This window comes from Streptomyces sp. NPDC058371 (assembly GCF_042723265.1).
In the GTDB taxonomy this organism is placed as follows: domain Bacteria; phylum Actinomycetota; class Actinomycetes; order Streptomycetales; family Streptomycetaceae; genus Streptomyces.
Genome location: NZ_JBHXJC010000022.1, coordinates 74,249 through 96,764 on the forward strand (window position 1 = coordinate 74,249; position 22,516 = coordinate 96,764).

Genomic DNA, 22,516 nt, shown 5'->3' on the forward strand with positions numbered 1-22,516 from the left:
CGTCGGGAGCAGGGGCAGGCGATGCGCGCCCGAGGAGATGGCCTGTTCGATGCTTCAGAACGCACTCGTAGCAGCCGGGCCGGCGCTCCTCACATCCGGGATTTCAGCACGTCGACCTCACAGCCCGGCGCGGAAGGGTCGAAGCCGTGCTCAACCAGCCAGCGAACGACCAGCAGGCTTCGCAAGGACCACCACGCGCGGATCACGTCGAGGTCGACGTCGTTGCCGTATCCGGCGATGACGTCGCCGAGGTGCTCCTCGTGTCCGAGCGTGAGGGTGGCGAGGTCGTACAGTGCATCGCCCTGGCCCGCCTCGGACCAGTCGATGATGCCCGTGATCTCGTCGTCGTCGACGAACACGTGAGCGATCTGCAGGTCGCCGTGCGTGAACGCCGGAGGCCACGGTCGGAGCGCGGCCTCGGCGACCTGGCGGTTGCGGGTGACCAAGTCGGCGGGCAGGATGCCGTCCGCCACGAGCAGCTCGCACTCGCCGTCGAGGTCCGCCGCCAGCTCGTCGAGGTCCCGGCCGGCCCGGCCGCGCCGGGCCGGCAACGGCGCGTCGTGCAGCTTTCGGATGGCGGCACCCGCCGCGGCCCATGCCGCCGGGGACGCGGTCGACGGCTCGCCGAGGCGGCCTAGTGCCGTCCCCGGGACCGCGGCGATCGCCAGCACGGGCGGCTTGCGCCACAGAACCTCTGGGGTCGGGACCGGCGCCAGGGCCATCGCACCGACCTCGACGTCGATGCGCGCCTGATCGGCGTCCACCTTCAGGAACACGTCGCCGACGCGCAGGGTCGCGCGTTCGGAATGGGCGACGACGACCTTGACTTCATCCATGGTGACCAGTATTCCGAGATGCGCGTCGGCGTCGCCGGATTTATTGCCTGCGACTGCGCGGCTGACCATGTCCGCTACCCGGCGGCCGCGGGCACGACGCCGACAGCCGACCAGGTCAAACCCGCTACTTTTGTTAGGAGTCCCAAGGGTTGCCCCGTATTGGGGCGCCCGTCTCGTCGTAGGGGGCGTGGAACGGTGTGGCGAGTGCCGTCGGCCCGGCTGCAAGGGAGTGCATCGGTGGACCGGACCCCACCTGTTGCTCCTGTTACCTGATAGTCGATCTTGAGCAAGACCGGAGAGCGCAAAACTCAGGCTCGGCCCGGTTGAGCCGGAGCACGCAGACGGTGTATGGCAATGGGTCGACTCACGCTCAAGTTGTCTGCGCGAGCGAGTCCACGGGAGTATGGACTTGTGGTGGGAGTTCCGAGGGCCAAAAGCCCCGTTCCCGCTTGGTGAGCCCACAGCGAGATGATCTTGCTGGGCTGATGTGATCACGGCGTCCGAGCCGTCGCCAACGCCGCAACCGACCTACCTGCCACGCCGTCATACACCCAACGAGCCAAGGTCACGTCCAACTCTGTCACTGCCGTCGCTGACGTCACTGGTTGCCTATACGCAGAGTCTCACCTGTGCCATCCTCCGGACACGCGGGCGTTTTCGGGGGATCGGTGATGCGGTATGTGGACATCAACGAGCGCTACCCGCCTGGCTGTTGTCCTTCTCCTCTGTGTGCCGACAGCACTGGCCTGCGGCGATACGGGAGGCGATGCGGACGGTGGAAACGGTGGCGGCAGTGCTGACAGCGGAGACAGTGGCGGCACCGCTGACGGCGGAGTCGGCGGCGGGGTGCCGGCTCCTGGAACCGGCGGCGGGGGCGCGGGAAGCGGGAGTGACAGCGGCGGTGGCGGAGGCGCCAAACCGGGGCCGCTGAAGATTCCGGAGTGGGGCCAGAAAGGTTTCCTCTTCGACGACAGCAGCACGGAGAACTGGAACAAGATCAAGGGCCTGTTCATTGCGAGATGCAAAGACGGCACCCTCTGCGTGGACCTCGTGCGCGTCTACCGCACGGAAGACGGCCAACCCAGCAACATCCCGTGCGGCTATGACCACATGGAGCCCTTGGCGGGAACCGACGTCAAGCGGCATACGATCGTGTCCGTGGTCGGCATTTGCGCCTCGGAGCCCGGCGACACGGGCGACACGGGCACCACTGGCGAGCCGGGAGACTCGGGCGATCCGGGCAGCAGCCCACCCGTTGTGCCCTCGCCGCCCGTCGAGACCGTGCCCGCCACGTGAACGAGGGCACCGGCGGCATCGGGCGGCTCGGCGCGATCGTCGGTGCGATCGCCGCGCCGACGAGCCTGGTCACCGCGTTGCTCTACTACTTCGGCTACTACCACGCCTACTGGTTCTTCGCGTATTTCAGAGTGAACTCCACCCTCCTCGGCTTCGGCACGGCGGACTACCTGATGCGCAGTCTGGACGCCCTGTGGGTGCCGATGACAGTGACCGCGACCGTCGGCCTGCTCGCGTTCTGGGGGCACGACCTGCTGCGGCACAGACTCACGACGGGCGTACGGCCACCTGTTCTGCGCTACGTGATCCCAACCGTGGCCTGCCTCGGATTCCTGTTGGCGCTCGGGGGACTCTGGTCGACGTTCACGGGGACCTTCCTCAACCGCGTCCTCGCGTTGGCCCCACTGAGCCTGTCCGTGGGGGTGACACTGTTGGCGTACGCCCTGCACCTCAGACGTACGGTCGCGGCGACCACGACCGCCGTCGACGACCACACGGACAGTCAGAGCAACGCGGCCGAGGAGAACGACGACGACTCCACCGCGTCCCCCGACACCGACAGCACCCCGAACAGCGCCGCCCCCGACACCGCCCAGCACCCGCCCGCCACACAACCAGAATGGGCGACCCTCGCCGAATGGGCGGTCGTCTTCATACTCGTCGGGCTCGGGTTGGTCTGGGCCGCCAACGACTACGCCGCATCAGTGGGCGTGACCCGGGCACAGCGCTTCGTGGCCGGCCTCTCGGACTACCCGTCCGCCGTGCTCTACAGCGAGCGCAGCCTAAGTATCAGCGCTCCCGGCGTACGTGTGACCCCTTGCGGCGACGGCAAAGCCGCCTACGGTTACCGCTACGACGGGCTCGTGCTCATCCTGCAGTCCGGCAACCAGTACGTCCTCCTGCCCTACCGCTGGAACCGGGCCGACGGAGTCGCCTTGGTCATCCCCCGCAACGACTCGGTACGGCTGGAGTTCGGACCGCCACCAAGCACACTCCGTGGGCCGGCCCAGCACCTCGCGTGCTGACGTGCGCCGGACTCTGTACAAGGGCCGCGGGCGGAAAACTCCGGACGTGCGGGGCGGGGGTGGCGCTCGCCGACCCGGACGTCATTCGGTCGGGTCGAGACCAAGGGCGCGAAGACCGAGCCGAGAATTCGCCGTACCGAACGGCCGACTCCTCGTCCCGTAAGTCGCTGCTCGTCACTGCGACCCCGCGGCCGGCAGCCTTGCGGTGATGGGTTCGAGCTCGGCGACCAACTCGTCGAGCTCGGTGGGAGTCAGGGCCTCGTACGGCGGGGCGGCGAGCTCGTTGGTAAGGGCTTCGATGCGTTGCTTGGTCTCGCGGCCGGCGTCGGTGAACCGGCCGTCGGTGTCGACGAGCCCGCGCTTGCGCAAGCCGTCCATGACCGCGGCCAGCCGCTCCTTCGGCAGGTGATGGATGCGCCCGAAGGACTCCGGCGGGTGGATGCCCATGTCCAGCGCGCTGAGCACGTGGGCCTCCGTGCCGCCGATGCGCGCGCCGACGAGAGCGGCGACATGCCCGTCACCGCGGTGCTCGCGCAGCATGGTGGCGGAATGCCACAGCCGGGCGACCGGGTCGCTCGGCACCGGAAGGGTGCGCATCCCGGCGTACATCACCCGGCCTTCTGTGGGCGCGTTCGTCGCGGCTTTGGTGGTCAGGTCGGCGGCGCGCACCAGGCCCCGGGAGTAGGCCAGCTCGTTGCCGAGGATGCGCCGTAAGGAGGCCGCGCTGCCCCGCTCCCGTGCGGCGAAGGATGCCTCGGGCGGGATCGTCTCCCACGCGCTCGGGATGTGCCGCGCGGCCTCCCCGTCGGCGAAGCTGTAGAAGGCCGCGTGTACGACCTGCGCCGGTACCCGCCCCAGTGGCGCGGCGCGGCTGGCGAAGTAGCCGTCCCAGTAGGTGCGGTGGCCGAGCGCGGCCAGCTCCTCGTTGCACTCGTCGGCGAAGTAGGTGACCAGGCAGATCGGCTCCATGAGCTCGAACATGCGGCGGGCGGTGTGAGTCATGGCCTACATCCTGCCTGCGGGTCACGTCCGGTGGAGCAGTACGGGCCGCTGGATCAGCTCCGGGGTGTGGCAGTCGAACCTTTGGTTCTATGGATTTCGACTTCTGGTGAGAGGGAATCGTGGCCGCTGGATTAACCGGCTGTTGAGCCGGTGCTGGGACAGTTGTGACCGAGGTGTGCTTGTTGTCTCAGTGGTGGAGTTCTGTCATACCCGTGGGGTGTGCTGGTGCAGGATCGCCCGTAGCCGCTCGAGGTCCGCTGCTTCATGCGCGCCTCGCTTGGGCAGGACGTCGAGGCACATGATGTTGGGATCCCTGCTGAGCAGGACGAAGTGACCTGCTGTTTCCCGGTATCCCTGGAAAACGGACCACTTCTGGATCAGTGTGCCGTGGTCGGTGCGGCAGGTGATCCCGGCCGGAGACACGGTGGCGCGGTACTCGCCCTGCCATCCGACGAGCCGCTGCACGTGGGCGGCTTGCAGCCGCGGGTAGCCCCACACCAGCAGGAGGACCAACAAGACCAGAACCGTTGAGACCGCGTCGACACTCCCGCGGACCACGGGTGAGACCAGCCAGAGCCCTGCCAGCAGGACGAGGAGCACGCCCCGCAGAAGTAGCCCGGTCCGCTTGATCCGCTCACGGACCCGCAGGCCGACCAGGGTGTCGGCAGGCTGGGGCCGGTAGGCCAGTTCAACTACGGTCCGCTCGTCCACGACATTGTCGGAGATTTCGGCATGGTTGGCGCCTTTGCCGCTGTGGCCTTCGGCCATGGTTCCTCCGGGTACAAGACACATGCGGATTACAACGAACTGACGTTGGCCCTCAGCCGGGTCGAAGACCACCGGCCCGGCCAAGGACTTCGCCCCTCAGGCACCGAGTCGGGTATCGGCATCGCCGGCACCGTCTGGAACGCCACCGTCAACAGCGAACGGCGGGTGCAGGCGGCCGCCGTCGTCCAAGCAGACCGGTGGGCCAGAGGGGTCGACCCACCGGAGTCCTGGCCGCGCCGATCAGGCGGCGTACACCCGGCCTTCCTTCACCAGGTAGTTCACCGGGGCCGAGCAGCCGATGGACGGCGTGACCAGCAGGCTCACCGCGAGCGGTGCAGGCTCTGTGCTCGCGGTTGAGAACTCACAGATGGCGCGACTGCCCGTGAGCGGGTACCAGAACCAGCCGTTCACATCGCCTACGGTGACCAGGTCGGTCTCCTTCCAGGCACCGCCGTTGCGCTCATAGACCTGGAGTTCCACGGTGGCGGCGTACTGGTCCTCCGTCGACCGCAGCGCGGTCAGGGTGATCTTGTAATCGTTCCCGAGGACGGACGAGGCGATCTGCTTCTTCTGCTGCGCCGGCGCCGACGTACCGGCACTGGACGCCCCGGCGCCGGCGGTTCCCAGGACCCCCGCCATCAGGAGAGTGAGGGCCGCGGTGGAAGCGCGACGGGTGCGGACGCGGTTACGGATGTCCTTGCGGACCGAGCTCATGCGTTTCCCCGTTTGAACCAGTATGCGCCGAATGGTCGTTGTGCACCGTACGGTGGTTATGACGACTCGCCAAGCCCAAAGGTTGTACGGCCTCTTGCTCGGCTTCGTCCGGCGGTTGCGTGACCTGCGCATTCCGCGCTGTCTCAGGCTGCTTGATCGGTGAGCCCTCTCAACTGCACTGCACGTCCTGCGTAGTTCACACCGGCCGCCGATGAAAGTGCACGCCGCTGGGTGGTCGAGCGGAGCCTGGCCTGGATCATGCTCGCCCGCCGTCACGCCCGGGGCTACGAACGACTCATCCAGCACTCGGAATCTTTGATCACCTGGGCCGCGATCACGCTGATGGCCAGGCGCATCACCCGCCGGTCCTCCCGCAGGAGCACGCAGCCCGCCTCCCGCGAGGCCAACCGGGACTGATCGCTCTCAAGTTCACGGTCGGCAACTCCATTTGGACCCGCCCGCATCCCGGACCGGCATCAACTCGCCCACGGCACCACCTGCTTCGTCTCCTTCCAGCTCCGGCAGGATGAGTACATGCTCATCGTGATCGGCGGACTGCCCGGCACAGGCAAGACCACCCTGGCGCGGCTGCTGGCGGCGCGCATCGACGCGGTCCACCTGCGCATCGACACCATCGAACAGGCCATCGTCCGCTCCGGCCTGGCACAGCACCCCGTCGGACCAGCGGGCTACGTCATCGGATACGCCCTGGCCGAGGAACATCTCCGGCAAGGGCTGACCGTGATCGCGGAATCCGTGAACCCTCTGGCTGTCACCCGCGACAGCTGGCAAAGCGCGGGGACCCAGGCGGCCGTTCCCGTCGTCGAAGTGGAAGTCATCTGCTCAGACCCGGACGAGCACCGAGACCGCGTGACCACACGATCGATCGACATCCCCGACCTGCCGCTGCCCGACTGGCAACAGATCCTGAACCGCAACTACGAGGCATGGAACCGGGAGCACATCGTCATCGACACAGCCGGACAAGACCCCCCAACAGTCACTCGCCCTGCTCCTTCACCATGTTGATCACACCCGGCAGACGGCAGGCGATCCCACTGGGCGCCCATCACGCTGCTGAACGGTGCCAACGAAGGTCGGCGACGCCCCCGCGATGTCATGACCGGATCCGGAAGAAGCGCTCAGGCCGGTGTCGGCTTGTTGAGGGAGTACACCGTGACCGGATTCCCGGACAGGGTGTCCTCACGCAGAGGCGTGAAGCCGAGCCGTTTCGCCACCCCCACTGACGCAGTGACAAGTGGCGTCACTACTGCTCGACAAAGCCAATGCATCCAAAACATCCGGTATCCGCCCCTGGCACTTTGCCGGCGCCGCCTCGGTCGGCCGGATCAGCGCGTCGGAACGTGTCCGGTCTCCTGCATGATCGACAGCAGTCAGTAGCACTGTCAGATTGGGAGTCATCGATGAATACGAGTACGTCGCAACACGCTGCGCGAGTGTCCGCTTACGCGGCCGTGGAAGCACGGCTGTCGCTGCTCAGCGACCGCCGGCTCGCCCAAGCGGTGGCCGCCGCGCCGACTCTGGGTTCGGGCATCGGTGGCAGGTCGGCGGAGATGGAAGTCGAAGGAGAACGCGTCTTCGTCAAACGGGTCCCGCTGACGGACATCGAGCTGCAACCAGACCACGTACGGTCGACCGCCAACCTGTTCGAGCTTCCCCTCTTCTACCAGTACGGGGTGGGTTCGGCAGGTTTCGGCGCCTGGCGTGAGCTGGCCGCCCACATCATGACCACGGGCTGGGTACTGAAGAACGAGTACGCCGGCTTTCCCCTGCTGTACCACTGGCGGGTCCTGCCCGACAGCCCCCCTGACGGCTTCACCGACGAACTCGGGGGCGTAGAGGGAGCTGTTGCCCATTGGGACGGATCGCCGGCCGTGCGCCGCCGGCTGGAAGCCATTGGCAGTTCCTCCTCCAGCCTGGTGCTCTTCCTGGAACACGTACCCCAAACGCTCGGTACCTGGCTCGCCGACAACCATGACCCGGCCCGACCGGAACCGGGAGGTGAATCGCCCTACCAGTGGGTCGAGAACGCACTGCTGCGCGGGACGGAATTCATGAGCGCACGCCAACTGGTCCACTTCGACACACACTTCGCCAACCTGCTCACCGACGGCCAACACGTGTACTTCGCCGACTTCGGCCTCGCGCTGAGCCGCGACTTCGAACTCTCCGCCGAAGAGGCCGCCTTCCTCACCGACCATCTCGTCTACGACCGCAGCTACGCACCGAACCACCTACTGCGCCACCACCTGCCCGACGGCATACGCGAAGGCACCGAACACCAGACCTTCCTACGCCAGTGGACCCAAGGCCACCGACCCGAGGGCATCCCAACCGACATCGGCGCCATCATTGACCGCCATGCCCCGCACGCCATCATCCTGGACGACTTCCACCGTCGACTGCTCACACAGAGCAAGCGCACTCCGTTCCCCGCAGCCGAGATCCAGCAGGCCCTCGCCGGCACATCCGCGTCGGGGTAGCGGGCGGCCGCCACTTCGGTCCGCTCAACCAGCCGCGATGGCAGCTGTTCGATGGTCCTGTGGGCCTACCCGCGCGGGTGACAAGCCTTCAGCGGCAATACGTCCAAAGCTTCGTTGTCATCCAAAGATTCGTTGTCATCGGAGAAGTCATGAGCTGTGACAGCGGACATTGATGGTGTGTCACCCGCGCAGGACTGTGGTCAGTGGCCACCGCTCGGGGGCTCGCAGCCGGTGCCGTCGGGGTAGCCGCCGAAGGCATCCGCCGTGGTGGAGTCACTGCTCATCGTGCCCTCCACACACCAGGGAGAGACGCCGATGTCGATGAGGAAGCCGACCCCGGCGGACCCGTCCTGGTACGCCTGCACCTTCCCGGCCGAGTAGCCGAGGCCGGTGAGCGCCTTGCGGACGCTGTCCGGGGCGAAGTCGCTGCGCCGGCGCAGCGGTTCGAGTGCACTCTTGACGTGTCCTACGGCGGTGAGCCCGTCGCAGCGGCTCTGGCCGTGGAGCGGGAGGGGGACTCTGAAGCCGTGGTTTTCGGCGTAGTGGTCGGCCGGCGACACAGTTGAGCTGGGGGCAGTGGCGGCCGTGGGCGCCACCGGCTCGCTGCTCTCGCCCTGGCAGCGGAAGTCCGCTGGTGTACTCGGCGTCGATATGCCGCTCGGTGTTGGATGTGAACGCCGGTACGCGTCGGCGGTATCCCCTGCCCGCTGCGTTCCGCACCCCGCCGTCAGCAGGACCATCACCGCCAACGGCAGCATCCCCAGCCGGGCCCTCATCTTCCTCAGCATCGTCACCCCCCTGATCCTTCCCCGCAGCTCGGTCGGTGTCATGAGTACTTCTACTCATCGGGCCACACCACCCGGCCGGCCTTCGGTGACAAACCATCAAGATTCGGTGCCACAGGGCACCGTTGCTCGTGATCGTACTGCTCGCCGGTGGTGGGCCTTGTCGCTGCTGTGGGCGAGGAAGAGGGTGCCGATGCGCCGTCGGCTTCCTACGCGGCCCCTCACCGGACTCGCCCTCAAGGGGGCGTCCGGCAACGCACTGATCGCGCACCGGCAGCCGCAGCCGCAGCCGCAGCCGCAGTGCCGGTGCCGCAGTCGCAACCGCCGGTGTCGGTGCCGTTGGTTGTGGCCCTGCACGCGAACAGAGGAGCCGATGGAGATTCCCGGTCACGCGGCGGTGAACACGCACTCCAGCGTACTCACCATGGTGCTCGCCAAGAGAACGCCGACGGTAGCGAATCCGCGTCCCGCCGATGGCTCGAAACCGTTGCGCCGTACCACTCACCGCCCCCTTGACATGCCCGATCACGACGCTGAATAGTCGCTGACGCACGGCCGCCGTGCGGGCGGCGTCCGCCGCCATGACCTGCTGAGGAGGACGCTTTCATGCGTTTCCCAGGTGTTCGCGGTTTCGTGCTGCTCACCGCGGCCGTGCTGACCGGCGGGCTGGTCTCGGTGCCGACGGCTGCCGCCGATCCGGCTGCCCAAACAGCAGGGACCGCGGCGTGCGCGGTGGCGGACCACATGGTCTCCGCCGCCAATTACTGGGTCACCAACGGCACGAACCTGGCGGCGGCGGACTGGCAGAACGCGACGTTCCACGTCGGCAACCTGGCACTGGTGCGGACCACCGGCCAGTCCAATCACAAGACGTTCCCCTGGGCGCAGGACAACAACTACCTACTGCCCACCGACCCGAAGCGGCCGTTCTTCCCGGACGACCAGGCCGCCGGTGAGGCGTATCTCGACCTCTACACCTACTACCACCCCGAAATCTCACTGGACAGCATCCGCACCCGGATCGCCGACGAAACCGCCAGCGTCAAAGCCGGGCACAAGGACTACTGGAACTACGTCGACGCACTGAACATGGCGATGCCGTCGTTCGCGCGGATGAGCCAGATCGACAACGATCCGGCCATCCTGGACACGATGCAGCAGCTGTTTCACCACACCGAGAAGGAAGCCGGCGGTCACGGCCTGTTCAACGAGTCCTTCGGGCTGTGGTACCGCGACGCGCGGTTCGTCGGCACCGGGGTGTTCTGGTCGCGTGGCAACGGCTGGGCGCTCGCGGCGATGACAAAGGTGCTGCAGGTGCTGCCGTCGGACGACCCGCGGCGGCCGGAGTATCTGCGGGTGTTCAAGAAGATGGCGTTCACGTTGAGCCTGGTGCAGCGCCGTGACGGCTTTTGGAACTCCGACCTGCTCAACCCGTACAACTTCGGCGGCCCGGAGAGCAGCGGGACGTCGCTGTTCACCTACGGCATCGGCTGGGGTATCAACGCGGGCATCCTCGACGCGCACTGGTACCAGCCGGTGGTCGACAAGGCGTGGGCCGCGCTGTCCACCAAGGCCTTGCAGCCGAGCGGCCTGGTCGGCTACGTCCAGCCGGTCGGCACGCAGCCGGGCCCGGCGAAGGTGACCGACACGACAGCGTACGGTGTCGGCGCGTTCCTGCTGGCTGGTCAGCAGGTGGCGAAACTCCAGGGCTGCTCGGCTTCCTGAAACGTCCGGCCTCGTACGGTCAGCTGAAAGACGCGTTCGGTGCACTCGATGCACCTCGGACCAGGAGTGCGTCCGCTGCCGGCGATTGGCGCACAGCACCCGCGCTGCTGACCGACCAGGTCCTCGCCGAGCAGGGCCGCACCGTCACCGCGACGCTGGACGCGGGCTGGAGGCGCGAGCCACTCCAGCACGTCATCAGCGACCGCCCACTGCCACACCCGGTCCCGCACCACCGTCGGCGCGGTCACCTCCGTCCGCCACCGTGGCGGGGCATGCCTGTCTATCACCGGGACGGTCGCATGGTCGGCCTGTCGTACTCGGGCTCGGGCTCGGTGCGAAGCTGTCCCGGTCCTCGGGCGCGTTCCGGCGTCGGGTCTTTTGGCTGCTGCTGCACAAGCGGGACGCGGTGCCCGACGGGCTGTACGTCATGGGGGCGCCGGCCGAGGCGGTGGACCCGCGCAGGCTGGCGGCCGGGATGAGAGGGTGCAAGGCCGGGTGTTTTGTGGGAGTGCGGTCGTTGGTCCGTCCCGTTTGAAATCGGCCAACTGTGCTGTGTGGTGGTGAAACTGACCGAGCGTCCGTCTTCCGTAAACCTGATGTTGTTTCGGTGCTGCCCGGTGTGGTTATGTTCTTTGATGTTGAATGGCCGGTGCCAGTACGGTGAGCGGTCGGTCGGCACGGTGAGTGGCCAGGGGGGCGGGTTTCACGATGCGGAAGTCGTATCACGCAGCGCATATCTACATGATTGTGGGAGTGCTTTCGGGGCTCTTCTATCGAGAATTCACCAAGGTCAAGGACTTCACCGGCGACACTCAACTGTCCGTGTTGCACACGCACTTGTTGGCGCTCGGTATGCTCGTTTTCTTGATCGTCCTTGGTCTGGACAAGGTGTTCCAGTTGTCGGGGTCGAAGCTGTTTACGTGTTTCTTCTGGTTCTACAACGCGGGCATCGTGGTCAGTGTCGGCATGATGGGCGTGCACGGCACGATGACGGTGCTCGGTCACGATGACGTGCCGGAGGTGGTGCCGCTCGTCGCGGGCCTCGGTCACATCCTGCTCACCGTCGGGCTTGTCCTGTTGTTCATCCGGATCGACAGGCGCCTGAAGGAACTGAAGGCGGCCAAGCAGCCGCCGGCCGGCGAGCCGGAGCGCGCCGCGACCTCGGTCTGATTCCTGCGCAGGGCTCCTCTCGGCCGACCGGAGTGTCTTCACTTCCATGACCGTCCGGGCTCTGGCTGTGGCTGTGGCTGTGTCACGGACATCGGCACATTGTTGCTTGTGTCGGATGCGGATGCGGAACGGGAGTTCGCGGATGCGGTTGGGGAATTGAGGGCCGCCGACCAGCGGGTCGCTGAGGCGCTGCGTGCGTACCTGCGAGGGTCCCGGTCGCGGGTTGTCCGGTGCATGGCCGGATCGGTCGTGCGGCGCAGCTCACCGGCACCGGCTGGGGTGAGCAGCGGGTGAAGGAGACGGCTGCGCCGGCCCTGGCAGCGTGGCGCAGGGCCGGGCGCAACGAGTTGGGTGCATGAGCGACTTCGAGGCGATCGACGTGCTGTTGGTGTCGGTGATGGTCCGGGCGGAGCTGCCCGAGGTGGGGGTGCGCGGCGAACTGCGTGGGTGGGCCGGTCTGTCCTGGGTGTAGGTGGCTCGTGGGCTCGGTGTGGGCCCCTGGTCGGTGGCCGTGTGGGTGGCGGGCTGCGATCCGGTTGGGGGGATCCGGGCCATGTACGCGTACCTCTGGGGTGGACTGGCGGCCGGGAGGTATGCAGAGCCTGAACCGGGCCCGGTAAGGGAATCCGTGGTCGATTCGGACGCCGACTGCGACTGTGACTGGGACTGCGACTGCGCCCGCGGGCTCGAACTCGGCGACGATGTGGTTGTGTTGGGCGTTGCCGGGCCGTGTGTGCTGTGCGGGCCTCCCGCCGTGTGCCGTGTCGCGGGGGTGGCCCGGCATCTGGATGCGGCCGAGTGCCGCCGTGCCGCGGAACCGAAACACCGCAGGACGCGAAGCAGTCGTACCAGGCGAAGCAGCTGTACCGGGCGATGCAGCCGGGAGGCCGCGTGCGGGGCCCGGGGTGGGTGGGGGGCAGGCCGCGGCCCTGGCGTGTCTTCCAGCTGTTGAAGGAATCCGCCGAGGCGATCGGCCGGGCGGTTCAGGCCGTGTTTGCCGCTCCCGAGGGCGATGTGGGGGTGGCCATGGCGGCGTTGGTGAAGGAGGCGGTCCCGGATGCGATGGGGCTGTTCGACGATGCCCGCAGGGGTGGGCGCTACGTCGTGATCGCGCTTCCTTGGATGCGGGATCTCCTGAGGGGGTAGTCCTCGCGCGGTGGTGACCGGGTGGGGTAGGCGTGCCCTGAGTGTGCGGTGAGGTGTCGCTGGAGTTATGTGATGGCTGGGTGCTGCGAGTTTGTCTGCACGATGGGGGAGTCGAAGGGCAGCCGGGAGTGGTAGCGCCCCGGCTGGATGCACCTCATCCGCTCGCGGGCCTTCGCCAGTCTCTGGATGAAGGCGCTGAGAGCGTTACGGGGGAAGGCCTCGTGGTCATGCGGGCGATGGGCACCGGCGCACTTAACGTCGTCGGCGTCCGGCGCCGCGTCTTGGTCGGGGGCCGCACCGTCACCGAGGTCAAGGTCGACGGTGTCTGTCTTGGGGGTGTCGGTGTCGGTGGTGGGTCCGGTGAGGTGGGGTGGTGAGGCTGGCTCGGGGCAGGCGGGGCCTGTCTTGGGGGTTGATTGGTTGTTGAGGGGTGCGCGAGGAGTTGCCTGGAGGGTGGGGGGCCGGTGCGGGTTTTCGGCCCGGGCTGGTGACGTGAGGAGTTTTGATGAGTGTGCAGGAGGTCCCCGTGTGGGGTCCGCAGTCCTCGGTGGAGTTGTATCAGCAGGTCCAGGAGTTTTATGCGCGGCAGATGCAACTGCTGGACCGTGGTGAGGTGGACGCGTGGGCGCGCACCTTCACGGAGGACGGTGTGTTCGTGACGAATGCGCAGTCCGAGCCGACGGTCGGCCGCCGGGCGATGGCGGCGGGTGCCCGCAAGGCTGTCGCGTATTACACGGCGCAGGGTGTCCAGCGTCGCCACATGCTGGGCACGGTGTCGGTGACCGGGCGGGAGGGGGCGCTGGTGAGCGTCCGTTCCTACGTCCTGCTCATCGAGACCCCGCGCGGTGGCCAGGCGGTGATCTTGTGCAGTGCCACGTGTGAGGATGTCCTGGAAGTGGGTCCGGACGGACTGTCCGTGTGCCGGCGTGACGTCAGCCGTGACGACTTGGTGTGAGGGTGTGGAATGTGACCTGACGCCCCTGTCCCGGCCGGGCCGCCCGGGGGTGGGGCGCTTGGTGTGGGGGTGTGGAATGTGACCTGACGCCCCTGTCGTGGCCGGCCCGCCGGGGGGCTTGGTGTGGGGGTGTGGGACGTGACCTGGCACCCCTGTCGTGGCCGGGCCGCCCGGGGGGAGGGGCGACCCGCCGGGGGGAGGGTCGGTCCGCCGGGGGGAGGGTCGGTCCGCCTGGGGGGGTGGGAAATATTCAGGGTGGCTTTGTGAGCCTGTCTGATGCCTTGGTCGTGTGGTTCGGGTGAGAGTGAGTCTTGTGCCGCACAGGGGGTGGGGCATGGGAGGTGGACATGTCTTTGAGGGCCGATCTTTACGCAGATATTTCGGGGTTCCTGCTGGCCAAGTGTGATGCGGACCCGGATGTACTTTCTGCGGATTCCGATCTGTACTACGACATCGGTATCGATTCGCTCGACCTTGTTGCTATGGCGCAGACCCTTCAGGGCGGGTATGGCATTTCGATGGACGATGAGCGTGTCGGTTCGCTGCGCACTGTTGGTGATGTCGTGGACTTCGCTGTCTCGAAGGTCGAAGCCAAAGAAGCCGTCTAGTTCAGGGGGAGAGTCGGTCATGCCTGCCTACATCACCGCCATGGGGCGTTTTTTGCCTGGCGATCCGGTGCCCAATGAGGAGATCGAGGATTACATCGGCAGTGTGGGGCGGGCGAGTTCGCAGTTGCGCCGGCAGATCCTGGACAACTGTGGGATCAAGTCACGCCACTACGCCATCGACAAGCAGCAGAAGACTCTGTTCTCCAATACCGATATGGCGGTTGCGGCCATCCGTCAGGCGGTGGACCGCTCGGACATCACGCTTGATGACATCGACCTGATTGCGGCGGGCACCGCTGTCCCGGATCTCATCGCGCCGGGTATTGCCAGCGGTATCCATGGTGAACTGGGCAGCCCGCCCTGTGAGATCGTCTCCACTCACGGTATCTGCAGTACCGGCATGATGGCGCTGAAGAATGCCTACCTTCAGGTGGCGGCCGGTGAGAAGAGGAACGCGGTCGCCTCCGCGTCCGAACTGGCCTCGCGGTTCATCAAGAGTGACCGGTTCGCCGATGTCCGGCCGGTCTCCGGCGACGGAGCCATCGCCATGGAGATGGCGTTCTTGCGTTACATGCTCTCGGACGGCGCCGGTGCCGCGCTGGTACAAGACCGCCCGGCGGCCGGCGGGGTGAGCCTGCGGATCGACTGGATTTCGCTGACCTCCTACGCCAACACCGAGCAGACCTGCATGTACATGGGCTCGGCCGACAACTCGGCGGAGCGGACCTGGTGGGATCACCCCTCCGCCGCCGAGGCTGCCGTCGAGGGCACTTTGGCGCTGCGCCAGAACCTGGGGCTGCTGCCGCACCTGGTGCGGATCGGTGTCAAGGAGTACCAGCGGCTGCTGGACGAGGGCCGCTTCGACCCCGACGAGCTGACCTGGTTTCCCGCGCACTATTCCAGCGAGCGCATGAAGTCCATGGTGCTCAAGGAGATCGAGCGGAAGAAGGTCAGGGGCCCCTCCGTCGAGAAGTGGTACAGCAATCTGACCCGGGTGGGGAACATGGGTTCCGCCAGCATCTACGTCATCCTGGAGGAGATGCTCAGCGAGGGCATGGTGTCCCCCGGTGACAAGCTGCTGGTGATGGTTCCTGAGTCCGGCCGGTTCGCGGTGTCCTTCGCGCATCTGACGGCCGTCTGTGCCGGGGAGGCCTGAGGTCATGGGTGCCCAGCCGCGAGTGAGGGTCTACTGGTACTCGCAGACCGGTCAGCTCCTGGAATCGGTCTGCGCCGTCACCGACCCGCTGGAGAAGGCGGGTTGGGATGTACGCAAGGTTGAGATCAGGCCGCGGGAGCCCTTTGCCTTCCCCTGGCCCCTACGCCGCTTCTTCGGTGTCTTCCCCGCCTGTGTCGACCCCGACGGGGCGCCCGGGATTACTGTCAGGCCGCCGGTGGCCGAGGACGACGACGCGGACCTGGTCGTCTTCGCCTTTCCTGTCTGGTACTTGGCCCCGGCGCTGCCCATGCGGGCGCTGATCGACGCCGAGCCGCAGGCGTTCGAGGGGCGCGCCGTCATCGGCCTGGTGGCCTGCCGGAACATGTGGTACTCGGCCGCCCTGGAGGTGCAGCGGCTGCTGGGGGCCGCGGGCGGCCGCTACGTGGGCACGATCGCCGCGGTGGACACCGCCTCCGCCGCTGTCACCTTCGTCACCCAGCTGCGCTGGCTGCTCGCCGGCAGGCGGGAGGCGTCCTGGGGGTTCTCGCGCGCCGGTGTCGGCAACGACGAACTGGACCGCCTCGCGCTCCTGGGCGAACGCCTCGCCCAACTCGCCCCCGCGCAGAGCGAACCCGCCCCGCAACAGGGCGACCTCGCGTCCGCGCAGGGTGTACTCGCGTCCGCGCAGGGCGACCTCGCCCCGCAACAGGGCGACCTCGCGTCCGCGCAGGGTGTACTCGCGTCCGCGCAGGGCGACCTCGCCTCGCAACAGGGCGAACTCGCCCGCGCGCAGAGTGACCTCGCGTCCGTGCCGCCCCACCTCGCCTCGCAACAGGGTGACCTCGCGCCCGCGCAGGGTGAACTCGCCCGCGCGCAGAGTGACCTCGCGTCCGTGCCGCCCCACCTCGCCCCGCAACAGGGTGACCTCGCCCCCGTGCAGGGTGAACTCGCCTCGCAACAGGGTGACCTCGCGTCCGTGCCGCCCCACCTCGCCCCGCAACAGGGTGACCTCGCGCCCGCGCAGGATGAACTCGCCTCGCAACAGGGCGAATTCGTGTCCCGTGCCGTGGGCGAGGAGGCTCTGGAGGAGGTCTTGGCCGAGGGGGTCCGGGCCGTGCTCGCCGCTCATGACGCGGCCCCCGTGCATTACGCGCTGGCTGCGGCCGATCTCCTGGCCGGGAAGGTCTTCCGGGTCTGGGGCCGGGTCATCCGCGCCGCCGGCCGGCGTGGTGAGGCCCAACGCGCCGCGCTCACCGGGGTGTTCGTTCTCTGGCTGACCGGTGCCGTGCTGGCCGGGCTGCCCGCCGTTGCCGTCGCCCGCGTCCTGGTCAGGGCCGGCTTCGACGCAGCGGTGGCCCGGCGTCTGGCGCCGGTCGTCGCTGCTCTCACGGAGGTGCGCTCATGACCGCAGCCCTACCGTATCCGTCCCAGGCCGCCGGGCAGGTGGAGGCCGACGTCGTGGTGATCGGTGGCGGGCCCACCGGCCTCGCCGCGGCCCACTTCCTTGCCGGACTCGGCGTCCGCACACTCGTCCTGGAACAGCGCCGCACACCGTCGGGTCACCCACGCGCCACGGTGATCAACTCGCGCACCATGGAGCTGCTGCGGCACTTGGGCGTCGATGCCGAGGTCCGCCGGGCCGGCGTGCCCCTGCAGAACACGGCACGTATCACCTGGTGCACCGAGCTGGCCGGCACCGAGCTGGCCGGCCTCGACATCATTGCTTCGGCCGGGGCCCTGATGCAGCGAGCCGCCCACAGTCCGGTCCTGCCCGTCATCTGCTCGCAAAACCGGGTGGAAGCGCTGCTCGTCGACCGGCTCCCGAAGGGCGCACGACTGATCCGCGGCGTCCGGGCAACGGAGCTGACCCCCACTTCGTCCGGTGTCAGGGTGATCGCCTCGGGTGAGCACCCCACCGTCGTCGAGGCCCGCTACGCCGTCCTGGCCGAGGGGCTGCACGGCTCGCTGGGCGAGACGGTGGGCCTGCAGCGGACGGCGGCCACGCCGCTCGGCAGGCTCCTGGACATCCACTTCCAGGCCGACCTCTCGCCCTGGACGGCCGGCCGGGAGAGCGCCTTGTACTGGGTGCTCAACGACACCGTGCGGGGCGTCCTGATCACCGTCGACCCCACGCGCGGCGAATGGCTCCTGGAGATCCCCGCCCTGACCTCCGAGGAGGAACACACCTACTTCGAGCAGGAAGTCGATCACCACAAGCTGATCGAGGCCGCCATCGGGGAGACGGGCGAGGCGATCAAGGGGCTGCGCATCCACTCGGTACGCAACTGGGTGATGGGCTCCACCTCGCTCGCCTCCTGGCGCAGCGCGGAGGGCCGGGTGCTCGCCGCGGGGGACGCCGCCCACACCTTCCCGCCCACCGGTGGCTTCGGCATGAACACCGGCATCCAGGACGCGCACAACCTGGCCTGGAAACTGGCCGCGGTGCTGGGCGGCGGCGCCCCCGACGCGCTGCTCGACTCCTACGAGCGTGAGCGGCGCCCGGTCGCGGAGTTCAACGCCCGGCACAGCGAGTCCAACGCCCTGCAAAAGCGGGCGCTGCTGCAGTCCGACGCCGACCCGGCCGAGTTCGCCCGAACCATCGAACAGCACCGGCCGCACTTCGACTTCGAGGGACAGACGCTGGGTTTCACCTACGCACCGGGCCCGGGCGAGCCGGTGGTCCAGGACGTGGTGACCTATTCTCCGACCGCCCAGGCCGGGCATCGCGCCCCGCACGCCTGGCTCGAGGGCGCCGGCGAGCGGATCTCCACGACCGACCTGGCCCGCACCGGCTTCGCCCTGCTCACCGGGGCCCAGGGAGCCCTCTGGCAGCAAGTGGCGCAGGAGAGCGGGACCTTCCTGGGCCTGCCCCTGACAGCAGCCGTGATCACTACGGACGGCCCCCGACTGCGCGATGTCACCGGCGCCTTCGCCGACAGCTACGCCCTGCAGGGCACGGAGGCAGTGCTGGTGCGACCCGATGGCCATGTCCTTGCCCGGCTGCCCGGCGTCGCCCCCCGGCAGGAACTGCGGCAGGCCGCGGACCGTGCAGTCAACAGCGGGCCGGTGCCCGCACGAGCGGAAGGCCTCTCATGACGGCGGGATGGACCATCACCCCGGAGCGAGCCGCGGGCCTGCGCTCCGGCGTACGCGCCGAAGTCCGCGCCGCGCTTGCCGGGCTGCCGCGCGCGGACCTGGCGGCCTGGCTGGCCACACCCGACGGCGAGGGCGTGCTGCGCACGGTCTTCGAGCAGATGCCCGCACGCTACACCGGAGGGATCACGGACGGTCCGCAGACCGCCCGCTGGGAGGTCGAAAGGACGCGGGCCGACACCATCGCCTACGACCTCGTACTGGGCGAGGACACCTGCGACGTACGCGAGAGGGCAATCTCCAGTGCTCCTGCGGTCACCCTCACCCTCGATGCGGTCAGCTTCGTGGAGATGGCCTCGGCCGCTGCCCAGGGCATGGATCTGCTGTTCGCGGGCCGGCTGCACATCCAGGGTGATGTGCGCCTGGCGATGCGGATGGAATCTCTCTTCGGGCTCGCCGCGCCGGGTGAGCCGACATGAGCACCGTGCCCGCACGCCACCGGGTGGTGGTGACGGGCATCGGCATGGTCAACCCGCTGGGCATCGGCACCGAGAGGGTCTGGACGCGGCTGCTCGCCGCAACCGGTGGGGTGGGGCCGATCCGCAGCTTCGACGCCGACCGGCTGCCGGTGCGCATCGCCGCCGAGGTGACGGACTTCGATGCGACCGACTGGCTGACCCGCAAGGAGGCCAGACGCCTCGACCGGTTCTGCCACTTCGCTCTCGCCGCGGCCGAACTCGCCGTGGAGCGCGCGGGCCTGGACGGCATCGACCGCGACGGCGCCGCCACCGTGATCGGCAGCGCCATCGGCGGCGCCGCCACCATGATGGCGGGAGTGCTCAAGGACGTGGCGGCGCCCCAGATGGTCTCGCCGTTCTTCGTGCCCAGCTCCATCGTCAACATGGGCGCGGGCACGGTCTCCCAGCGCTTCGGCTTCCGCGGCCCCGGCGCCGCACCGGTCACCGCCTGCGCCTCCTCGGCCGACGCGATCGGACAGGCCTACCGCCTGGTCCGCGACGGCTACGCCGGGGCCGCACTGGCGGGCGGCTCCGAGGCGTGCATCGCCTCGCCCCTGATCGCGGGCTTCGCCAACCTGCGCGCACTCTCGCGCCGCAACGACGAACCCCACCGGGCCTCGCGCCCGTTCACCGCCGACCGGGACGGTTTCGTCATGGGGGAGGGCGCCACCATGCTGCTCCTGGAGACCGCAAAGTCGGCCCGGGCGCGCGGCGCCTACGTCTACGCCGAGATCTGCGGCTACGGCCAGACCAGCGACGCCTACCACGTCACCGCCCCCGATCCCACCGGACACAGTGCCGCCCGCGCCATGCTCGCCGCGCTGCGCGAGGCCGGCCTCAAACCCGACGAGATCGATCACGTCAACGCCCATGGCACTTCGACCCCGTTCTCCGATGCCGCCGAGACGAAGGCGATCAAAGCCGCCTTCGGCCCGCACAGCGGGAACCTGGCCGTCAGCTCCACCAAGTCGATGACCGGCCACCTGCTGGGCGCGGCCGGCGCGACCGAGGCGGCGTTCTGCGCCCTGGCCATCGACCGCGGAATCATCCCGCCCACCATCAACCAGGACGCCGCCGATACCGAGTGCGACCTCGACTACGTACCGAACACCGCCCGGCCCTACGACGTCCGGGCGGCCGTGTCCAATTCCTTCGCCTTCGGCGGGCAGAACGTCGCGCTCGCCCTCCAACGCTTCGTCAGCTAGTGAGCTTTGGCGCTGTCCACGCATCCGCCTCCAGGACGCGGGCCCGCAACACCCAAGCACCCACGTCCCCCCCTTTTTTTTCGGACCGCCGGCCGAGCCCGCGGCGCCCCGTGTGACCACACCCAAGGAAGGCACCTCGATGACCCAGCTCTCCACCGCGCCGGTGGCCGCCGCCGTCCCTGGCCCCACCGGCCGGCTGCGCGCCCTGTACTCGATGTCCGGCAATCCGCTGGACTACTTCAACGAGCTGCGCGAGCAGTACGGCCCCGTCGTGCGCGTCCCCCTCGGCTTTCGTGATCTGTACCTGGTCAGCGACCCGGAGGCGGTCCACGAGGTGCTGGTCACCTCGCACCGCAACTTCACGAAAGCCACCATGAGCGCCGGGGGCGGCGAGTGGGTCGCCCCGCTCTCGGTGATCTTCGGCAACAGCCTGACCACCAGCGACGGCGAGTTCCACCGCAAGCAGCGCAGGCTGATACAGCCGATGTTCCATCACGAGCGCATCGCCGGCTACGGCCGTGCCTTTGCCGAGATCTCCGACGACATCCAGTCCGGCTGGAAGGACGGGGACCGGCTCGACCTATCGGTCGAGATGACCGAACTGACCCTCGCCGTCGTGGCCCGCACGATCTTCGACGTCACGCTCGACAGCGATGCGGCCCACACCATCCGCACCGGCATCCCGCGCGACTCGGGCCCGCTGCGCTGGGACTCCCTCCCCTTCGCCCGCTACCTCTCGAAGCTGCCGCTGTCCGGCAACAAGGCCTTCTTCGAGGGCCGGGACAAGCTCGATGCCATCATCTACGGGCTCATAGAGGAGCGCAGGCAGGGCGACGGCCAGGGCGACGACCTGCTCTCCCTGCTGCTCGCGGCGCGCGACGCCGACACCGGCAAGCCGTTGGAGGACTACCAGGTACGCGACGAAGCCGTCACCATGCTCATGGCCGGGCACGAGACCACGGCCAACGCTCTGGCCTGGTCCTACCACCTGCTCGGCAACAACCCCGAGGCGCGGGAGCGGATGCACCAGGAGATCGACGAGGTGCTCGGCGGCCGGCTGCCCACCTTCCAGGACCTGCCCCGCCTGGTGTGGACCGACGCGGTCCTGTCCGAGGCGATGCGCCTGTACCCGCCGATCATGGGCATGGCGCGCCGTCCGCTGGAGGACTTCGAGCTCTGTGGCTACCGCATTCCCAAGGACAGCTTTGTCGCGCTCGTCCCGTGGGTGAACCACCGCGATCCCAAGTGGTGGCCGCAGCCGGAGCGCTTCGCCCCGCAGCGCTGGCTCAAGACCCCGCAGCCCGGCGACGCGGCGGACGTTCTCACCGGCCACGCGCTACAGCCCGGACGCCCGCGCCTTGCCTACCTCCCCTTCGGCGCCGGTCCGCGGCAGTGCATCGGCAGCGCCTTCTCGCAGATGGAGGGCGTCATGGCGCTGGCCACCCTGGGGCGCAACTGGGAGTTCGAGCCCGCTCCCGGGGTCGCGGTCGACACGGTGGCCAGGATCACCATCCGGCCGCGCAACGGGGTGCCGGTGACCGCCCGCCGCCGCTGAACGTCCCCGCGCCGCGGCGCCGGCCCCCGCCGGGGGACCGGCGCCCGCCGGGGGACCGGCGCCCGCCGGGGGACCGGCGCCCGCCCGGGGACCGGCGCCCGCCGGGGGAGACCACCGCAGGCCGGCATACCTGTCCACTGACACCTCTCTGAAGGGACGCCCCCTCATGACGAGCAACACCCAGGTCGCACTCGACAAGGAAGAGCTGCGCACCCTCATCGCACACATCCTCGAACTCGACGTGCAGGAGGTCACCGACGACGCCGACTTCGTGGCGGATCTGGAGGTCGACTCCCTGATGGCGCTGGAGATCGTCGTGAGGCTGCAGAGGCAGTACGGCGTCAAGCTGGAGGAGAGCGACCTCAAGCACGTCTCGTCCCTCCCGCAGGTCCTGGAGCTGGTCTCCGGCAAGCGCGCGGCCCAGGTTGCCTCCTGAGGGCCTGTGCCGGCTTTCG

At 68.4% G+C, this 22,516-nt stretch carries 21 protein-coding genes and 2 pseudogenes; 18 read left to right on the forward strand and 5 right to left on the reverse strand.

The window, feature by feature from the left end:
* Window positions 1-89: 89 nt before the first annotated feature.
* Entirely contained in the window at window positions 90-836 is a 747-nt protein-coding gene (locus tag ACFWM2_RS38205; RefSeq protein WP_383290276.1) for a phosphotransferase family protein, read from the reverse strand.
* 729 nt (window positions 837-1,565) lie between these two features.
* Between ACFWM2_RS38205 and ACFWM2_RS38210 the strand changes: the two genes are divergently transcribed.
* Both ACFWM2_RS38210 and ACFWM2_RS38215 read left to right on the forward strand, forming a co-directional pair.
* Window positions 1,566-2,132: a hypothetical protein gene (locus tag ACFWM2_RS38210; RefSeq protein WP_383290279.1), complete on the forward strand. Its 567-nt coding sequence runs from the start codon at window positions 1,566-1,568 to the stop codon at window positions 2,130-2,132.
* Complete coding sequence (locus tag ACFWM2_RS38215; protein ID WP_383290282.1) at window positions 2,129-3,157, forward strand: hypothetical protein; 1,029 nt, start codon at window positions 2,129-2,131, stop codon at window positions 3,155-3,157. The genes ACFWM2_RS38210 and ACFWM2_RS38215 overlap by 4 nt, the downstream gene beginning before the upstream one ends.
* Window positions 3,158-3,331: 174 nt before the next feature.
* Here the strand turns inward: ACFWM2_RS38215 and ACFWM2_RS38220 are convergent, their stop codons facing one another.
* The 3 genes from ACFWM2_RS38220 to ACFWM2_RS38230 form a co-directional block, all read right to left on the reverse strand.
* Entirely contained in the window at window positions 3,332-4,159 is an 828-nt protein-coding gene (locus ACFWM2_RS38220) for a MarR family transcriptional regulator (RefSeq protein WP_383290285.1), read from the reverse strand.
* Window positions 4,160-4,363: 204 nt separating this feature from the next.
* A complete protein-coding gene (locus tag ACFWM2_RS38225; protein WP_383290288.1) occupies window positions 4,364-4,927 on the reverse strand; it encodes a YcxB family protein in 564 nt (187 codons plus the stop codon).
* Between the two features lie 240 nt (window positions 4,928-5,167).
* Entirely contained in the window at window positions 5,168-5,641 is a 474-nt protein-coding gene (locus tag ACFWM2_RS38230) for a hypothetical protein (protein WP_383290291.1), read from the reverse strand.
* 222 nt (window positions 5,642-5,863) lie between these two features.
* On the opposite strand from ACFWM2_RS38230, the pseudogene ACFWM2_RS38235 reads away from it, so the two are divergent.
* The 3 genes and pseudogenes from ACFWM2_RS38235 to ACFWM2_RS38245 form a co-directional block, all read left to right on the forward strand.
* Window positions 5,864-6,012, forward strand: a pseudogene (locus tag ACFWM2_RS38235) (IS5/IS1182 family transposase); the annotation flags it as partial.
* A gap of 163 nt (window positions 6,013-6,175) precedes the next feature.
* The gene (locus tag ACFWM2_RS38240; protein ID WP_383290294.1) at window positions 6,176-6,670 is read left to right on the forward strand and encodes an AAA family ATPase; all 495 of its coding nucleotides are present in this window, start codon (window positions 6,176-6,178) and stop codon (window positions 6,668-6,670) included.
* Window positions 6,671-7,065: 395 nt separating this feature from the next.
* The gene (locus ACFWM2_RS38245) at window positions 7,066-8,145 is read left to right on the forward strand and encodes a protein kinase family protein (protein WP_383290297.1); all 1,080 of its coding nucleotides are present in this window, start codon (window positions 7,066-7,068) and stop codon (window positions 8,143-8,145) included.
* Window positions 8,146-8,345: 200 nt separating this feature from the next.
* On the opposite strand, the gene ACFWM2_RS38250 is transcribed toward ACFWM2_RS38245, so the two are convergent.
* Window positions 8,346-8,933, reverse strand: coding sequence for a hypothetical protein (locus tag ACFWM2_RS38250; RefSeq protein ID WP_383290379.1), 588 nt, complete (start codon window positions 8,931-8,933; stop codon window positions 8,346-8,348).
* 603 nt (window positions 8,934-9,536) lie between these two features.
* Between ACFWM2_RS38250 and ACFWM2_RS38255 the strand changes: the two genes are divergently transcribed.
* The 13 genes and pseudogenes from ACFWM2_RS38255 to ACFWM2_RS38315 all read left to right on the forward strand — a co-directional run bounded on the left by ACFWM2_RS38255 (window position 9,537) and on the right by ACFWM2_RS38315 (window position 22,497).
* A complete protein-coding gene (locus ACFWM2_RS38255; RefSeq protein ID WP_383290300.1) occupies window positions 9,537-10,655 on the forward strand; it encodes a glycoside hydrolase family 88 protein in 1,119 nt (372 codons plus the stop codon).
* A gap of 251 nt (window positions 10,656-10,906) precedes the next feature.
* Window positions 10,907-11,190: pseudogene (locus ACFWM2_RS38260) on the forward strand (DUF6009 family protein); the annotation flags it as partial.
* A gap of 218 nt (window positions 11,191-11,408) precedes the next feature.
* Window positions 11,409-11,825, forward strand: coding sequence for a DUF2871 domain-containing protein (locus ACFWM2_RS38265; protein ID WP_383290303.1), 417 nt, complete (start codon window positions 11,409-11,411; stop codon window positions 11,823-11,825).
* Between the two features lie 948 nt (window positions 11,826-12,773).
* Complete coding sequence (locus tag ACFWM2_RS38270; protein WP_383290306.1) at window positions 12,774-12,971, forward strand: hypothetical protein; 198 nt, start codon at window positions 12,774-12,776, stop codon at window positions 12,969-12,971.
* Between the two features lie 505 nt (window positions 12,972-13,476).
* Window positions 13,477-13,926: a nuclear transport factor 2 family protein gene (locus ACFWM2_RS38275; RefSeq protein WP_383290309.1), complete on the forward strand. Its 450-nt coding sequence runs from the start codon at window positions 13,477-13,479 to the stop codon at window positions 13,924-13,926.
* 347 nt (window positions 13,927-14,273) lie between these two features.
* Window positions 14,274-14,534 (forward strand): acyl carrier protein, encoded by a 261-nt coding sequence (locus ACFWM2_RS38280; protein ID WP_383290311.1) that lies wholly within the window; start codon window positions 14,274-14,276, stop codon window positions 14,532-14,534.
* A 19-nt stretch (window positions 14,535-14,553) separates the two neighbouring features.
* Window positions 14,554-15,690 carry a 3-oxoacyl-[acyl-carrier-protein] synthase III C-terminal domain-containing protein gene (locus ACFWM2_RS38285; RefSeq protein ID WP_383290314.1) on the forward strand — a complete coding sequence of 379 codons (1,137 nt, stop codon included), beginning with the start codon at window positions 14,554-14,556 and terminating at the stop codon, window positions 15,688-15,690.
* 4 nt (window positions 15,691-15,694) lie between these two features.
* On the forward strand, window positions 15,695-17,095 hold the full coding sequence (locus ACFWM2_RS38290) for a hypothetical protein (protein ID WP_383290317.1): 1,401 nt from the start codon (window positions 15,695-15,697) through the stop codon (window positions 17,093-17,095).
* Window positions 17,092-18,786 (forward strand): FAD-dependent oxidoreductase, encoded by a 1,695-nt coding sequence (locus ACFWM2_RS38295; RefSeq protein ID WP_383290320.1) that lies wholly within the window; start codon window positions 17,092-17,094, stop codon window positions 18,784-18,786. Before ACFWM2_RS38290 ends, ACFWM2_RS38295 begins: the two co-directional genes overlap by 4 nt.
* Entirely contained in the window at window positions 18,783-19,262 is a 480-nt protein-coding gene (locus tag ACFWM2_RS38300) for an SCP2 sterol-binding domain-containing protein (protein WP_383290323.1), read from the forward strand. The genes ACFWM2_RS38295 and ACFWM2_RS38300 overlap by 4 nt, the downstream gene beginning before the upstream one ends.
* A complete protein-coding gene (fabF, locus tag ACFWM2_RS38305; RefSeq protein ID WP_383290326.1) occupies window positions 19,259-20,506 on the forward strand; it encodes a beta-ketoacyl-ACP synthase II in 1,248 nt (415 codons plus the stop codon). The genes ACFWM2_RS38300 and fabF overlap by 4 nt, the downstream gene beginning before the upstream one ends.
* Before the next feature lie 139 nt (window positions 20,507-20,645).
* Window positions 20,646-22,061 carry a cytochrome P450 gene (locus ACFWM2_RS38310; protein ID WP_383290328.1) on the forward strand — a complete coding sequence of 472 codons (1,416 nt, stop codon included), beginning with the start codon at window positions 20,646-20,648 and terminating at the stop codon, window positions 22,059-22,061.
* Between the two features lie 166 nt (window positions 22,062-22,227).
* Entirely contained in the window at window positions 22,228-22,497 is a 270-nt protein-coding gene (locus ACFWM2_RS38315; protein WP_383290331.1) for an acyl carrier protein, read from the forward strand.
* Window positions 22,498-22,516: the final 19 nt, after the last annotated feature.

Excerpts from the sequence above, each read along its gene's own strand:
- ACFWM2_RS38205 (WP_383290276.1), bottom strand. The coding sequence starts at position 836 with ATGGATGAAGTCAAGGTCGTCGTCGCCCATTCCGAACGCGCGACCCTG.
- ACFWM2_RS38220 (WP_383290285.1), bottom strand. The coding sequence starts at position 4,159 with ATGACTCACACCGCCCGCCGCATGTTCGAGCTCATGGAGCCGATCTGC.
- ACFWM2_RS38225 (WP_383290288.1), bottom strand. The coding sequence starts at position 4,927 with ATGGCCGAAGGCCACAGCGGCAAAGGCGCCAACCATGCCGAAATCTCC.
- ACFWM2_RS38230 (WP_383290291.1), bottom strand. The coding sequence starts at position 5,641 with ATGAGCTCGGTCCGCAAGGACATCCGTAACCGCGTCCGCACCCGTCGC.
- ACFWM2_RS38240 (WP_383290294.1), top strand. The coding sequence starts at position 6,176 with ATGCTCATCGTGATCGGCGGACTGCCCGGCACAGGCAAGACCACCCTG.
- ACFWM2_RS38245 (WP_383290297.1), top strand. The coding sequence starts at position 7,066 with ATGAATACGAGTACGTCGCAACACGCTGCGCGAGTGTCCGCTTACGCG.
- ACFWM2_RS38250 (WP_383290379.1), bottom strand. The coding sequence starts at position 8,933 with ATGCTGAGGAAGATGAGGGCCCGGCTGGGGATGCTGCCGTTGGCGGTG.
- ACFWM2_RS38255 (WP_383290300.1), top strand. The coding sequence starts at position 9,537 with ATGCGTTTCCCAGGTGTTCGCGGTTTCGTGCTGCTCACCGCGGCCGTG.
- ACFWM2_RS38275 (WP_383290309.1), top strand. The coding sequence starts at position 13,477 with ATGAGTGTGCAGGAGGTCCCCGTGTGGGGTCCGCAGTCCTCGGTGGAG.
- ACFWM2_RS38280 (WP_383290311.1), top strand. The coding sequence starts at position 14,274 with ATGTCTTTGAGGGCCGATCTTTACGCAGATATTTCGGGGTTCCTGCTG.
- ACFWM2_RS38285 (WP_383290314.1), top strand. The coding sequence starts at position 14,554 with ATGCCTGCCTACATCACCGCCATGGGGCGTTTTTTGCCTGGCGATCCG.
- ACFWM2_RS38290 (WP_383290317.1), top strand. The coding sequence starts at position 15,695 with ATGGGTGCCCAGCCGCGAGTGAGGGTCTACTGGTACTCGCAGACCGGT.
- ACFWM2_RS38295 (WP_383290320.1), top strand. The coding sequence starts at position 17,092 with ATGACCGCAGCCCTACCGTATCCGTCCCAGGCCGCCGGGCAGGTGGAG.
- ACFWM2_RS38300 (WP_383290323.1), top strand. The coding sequence starts at position 18,783 with ATGACGGCGGGATGGACCATCACCCCGGAGCGAGCCGCGGGCCTGCGC.
- fabF (WP_383290326.1), top strand. The coding sequence starts at position 19,259 with ATGAGCACCGTGCCCGCACGCCACCGGGTGGTGGTGACGGGCATCGGC.
- ACFWM2_RS38310 (WP_383290328.1), top strand. The coding sequence starts at position 20,646 with ATGACCCAGCTCTCCACCGCGCCGGTGGCCGCCGCCGTCCCTGGCCCC.
- ACFWM2_RS38315 (WP_383290331.1), top strand. The coding sequence starts at position 22,228 with ATGACGAGCAACACCCAGGTCGCACTCGACAAGGAAGAGCTGCGCACC.